The following is a 3,234-nucleotide window of genomic DNA, read 5'->3' as shown; positions in this document are numbered from 1 at the left end:
TATTCGGGCAGAGACCGCACGGATTCCTGATTCACGCCGAGACGCACAGAGATGGCGCCTGCCGCGAAGCGGCCTTATCCTGCAACCTGTCTGGAACTGCGACGGTGAAGCATCACGGGGCCTATCGGTCCAAGCGATGATCTCTGCGTCTCCGCGCGAATTCTGGTCAGCTCCGCTGTTCGGAGCCATCGCCGGTCGCCACGGCTTTTCCCTTGCCGAAAACCCGTTCCCCGCCTATATGCGCGCCGTCCGACGGGCGTTTTGCCGGTCGAGGCGCGGATGAACCGTCGCTTGCATGTCGAGCGCCGGGCGTGACGGGGCACACTCGTCGCGCCCTTTTTGCTTTGCCCACGCCTTGCCCCGGAAACGCTCCGACGATGTTCCGTTCGCATCCGGCGGACGGGACGGATCGGCCACAAGACCAGCGGAACCAACCGCTTGGCCGGAACAATGAAGTAAGGAATATATTTTATGGCCTCTACGGCTTTTCCGACGCGCGACGATTTCGCCGCGATGCTCGACGAATCGCTGGGTGGTGCCGACGGCGGCTTTGAAGGCCGCGTCGTCAAGGGCACCGTGACCGCGATCGAAAACGACCTGGCAGTGATCGACATCGGCTTGAAGAGCGAAGGCCGCGTGCCGCTTCGCGAGTTCGCGATGCCCGGCCAGAAGGCGGACCTCAAGGTCGGCGACGAAGTCGAAGTCTATGTCGACCGCGTCGAAAATGCCAATGGCGAAACGATGCTGTCGCGCGACCGCGCCCGCCGCGAAGCCGCCTGGGACCGGCTCGAAGAGGAGTTCAACAAGGAAGCCCGCGTCGAAGGCGTCATCTTCGGTCGCGTCAAGGGCGGCTTCACCGTCGACCTCGGCGGCGCCGTGGCCTTCCTTCCGGGCAGCCAGGTCGACATCCGCCCGGTGCGCGACGTCGGCCCGCTCATGGACCTGCCGCAGCCCTTCCAGATCCTGAAGATGGATCGCCGCCGCGGCAACATCGTCGTGTCGCGCCGCGCGATCCTCGAAGAAACGCGCGCCGAACAGCGCAGCGGCCTGATCCAGAATCTCGAAGAAGGCCAGATCATCGAAGGCGCGGTCAAGAACATCACCGATTATGGCGCTTTCGTCGACCTTGGCGGCATCGACGGCCTGCTGCACGTCACCGACATGAGCTACAAGCGCGTCAATCACCCGAGCGAAATCATCAACATCGGCGACACGGTCAAGGTGCAGATCATCCGCATCAACCGCGACACGCAGCGCATCAGCCTGGGCATGAAGCAGCTTGAAAGCGATCCGTGGGAAGGCGTCGCGGCCAAATATCCGGTCGGGGCGAAACTGTCGGGCACGGTGACCAACATCACCGATTATGGTGCGTTCGTCGAACTCGAACCCGGCATCGAAGGCCTGGTCCACGTCAGCGAAATGTCGTGGGTCAAGAAGAACGTCCACCCCGGCAAGATCGTCTCGACCAGTCAGGAAGTCGACGTCATCGTCCTCGAGGTCGACAGCGACAAGCGCCGCATCTCGCTGGGCCTCAAGCAGGCGCAGTCGAACCCCTGGGGCGCCTTTGCCGAAGCGCATCCGGTCGGCTCGGTCGTCGAAGGCGAAGTCAAGAACGCGACCGAATTCGGTCTGTTCGTCGGCCTGCCGGGCGACGTCGACGGCATGGTTCACATGTCGGACATCGCATGGGGCATTTCGGGCGAAGAAGCGCTGCACCTCCACCGCAAGGGCGAGACTGTGCAGGTTGTCGTCCTCGACGTCGATGTCGAGAAGGAACGCATCAGCCTCGGCATCAAGCAGCTTGAAAAGGGCGCTCCCGCCGTTGGCGGCGGCGCCGCTGCTGCCGGCTCGCTGAAGAAGAACGACATCGTCACCGTTTCGGTCCTCGAAGTCCGCGACAACGGCCTTGAAGTGCAGGCCGGCGAAGCCGGCGCCACGGGCTTCATCAAGCGCGCCGACCTTGGCCGCGACCGCGACGAACAGCGCCCCGAGCGTTATCAGGTCGGTCAGAAGTTCGACGCGATGGTTGTCGGCTTCGATCGTTCGAAAAAGCCGAACTTCTCTGTCAAGGCGATGCAGATCGCGGAAGAGAAGGAAGCCGTTGCGCAATATGGTTCGTCGGATTCGGGCGCGTCGCTTGGCGACATTCTCGGCGAAGCGCTGAAGGCCGGCAAAAAGGACTGATAATTTCTTCGGTCTGCCGCAAGGCAATCGAAAAGGCCCGCAGAGGGACACTCTGCGGGCCTTTTTCTTTCAGTGATATATTTTGACCGAACAGTGATTCATGATACCCTGTCCGCGCGTTGGGAGGGGTCTCACGCACAATCGACGGCAACGATCGATGCGCCTGCATTTGCGGGCAAAGCGTGGCTATGCGAGATAGGGGAAGCACATGATCCGGTCAGAACTGGTTCAGAAGATCGCGAACGAAAACAGCGATTTGCGGCTGGAGGAGGTCGAACGTATCATCGACACTTTCTTCGATTCCATCGTCGACCAGCTCGCGCTCGGCGGTCGCGTGGAACTGCGCGGCTTCGGCGCCTTTTCGACGCGCGCGCGCGAATCGCGCACCGGCCGCAACCCGCGCACCGGCGCGGCTGTCGAAGTGAAGGCGAAAAAGGTGCCTTATTTCAAACCCGGCAAGGAAATGCGCGAGCGGCTGAACAGCTGAGCGCGACCCAACAATATCCTCATTACGAGCGCAGCGAAGCAATCTCCAGTTCGATCGCTGGAGTTTGCATGGCGGCGCTCGTAATGACCTTATCGAAACTGACGTGACCCCCGGCTTTCCTCTATCTGGGATTAGAGCCGAGCCGCGTTGTTGCGGATGATCTAAGGCTGCGCCACATCCGCCCGGCCCTAAGAACCGACGCCTCCATGCCCGCAACAGATCAACGGCGGCGCGACAGCTTCCAGGATTCTTTACTTCAATGAATTTCGTGTTTCTGAACGGAGTCCCGATGGGCCATCAGAAGTCGGCAAATGGCCGCCACGGGGTACAACGATCTACAATGGGCTGCAAACGCTCAAGCCGGGCAATCGTGTTCCCTAGCAACCAAATTCAACAAATTGCGATGCTTTGCCAATGGCTTAATGCCAGCTCTTGATCAGCGGGTCCTAGGTTCGAGCCCTAGTGCGTCCACCACTTCCCCCCTAAACAGTTGGCTATGCGAGCGCGGCGTTGGCGTTAGCGTCCGCGCTCGTGGTGTAATTTCCGGTGTAGGCGATGGTGTA

2 protein-coding genes are annotated in these 3,234 nt (G+C 61.1%); both read left to right on the top strand.

Features of this window, described 5'->3' with window-relative positions; all coding sequences use genetic code 11:
* Nucleotides 1-471: 471 nt before the first annotated feature.
* The gene (gene rpsA, locus HUW43_RS12250) at nucleotides 472-2,184 is read left to right on the top strand and encodes a 30S ribosomal protein S1 (RefSeq protein ID WP_188237687.1); all 1,713 of its coding nucleotides are present in this window, start codon (nucleotides 472-474) and stop codon (nucleotides 2,182-2,184) included.
* 208 nt (nucleotides 2,185-2,392) lie between these two features.
* Nucleotides 2,393-2,671 (top strand): integration host factor subunit beta, encoded by a 279-nt coding sequence (locus HUW43_RS12245; protein WP_188237686.1) that lies wholly within the window; start codon nucleotides 2,393-2,395, stop codon nucleotides 2,669-2,671.
* Nucleotides 2,672-3,234 lie beyond the last annotated feature (563 nt).

The sequence above is a fragment of the Sphingopyxis sp. LK2115 genome (assembly GCF_014595975.1).
In the GTDB taxonomy this organism is placed as follows: domain Bacteria; phylum Pseudomonadota; class Alphaproteobacteria; order Sphingomonadales; family Sphingomonadaceae; genus Sphingopyxis.
The sequence above is the reverse complement of the archived record's forward strand: the minus strand, read 5'-3'. Positions and strand labels throughout refer to the sequence as shown.

Bases quoted from the DNA above. Each gene is read 5' to 3' on its own strand.
- rpsA (WP_188237687.1), top strand. From the start codon at position 472: ATGGCCTCTACGGCTTTTCCGACGCGCGACGATTTCGCCGCGATGCTC.
- HUW43_RS12245 (WP_188237686.1), top strand. From the start codon at position 2,393: ATGATCCGGTCAGAACTGGTTCAGAAGATCGCGAACGAAAACAGCGAT.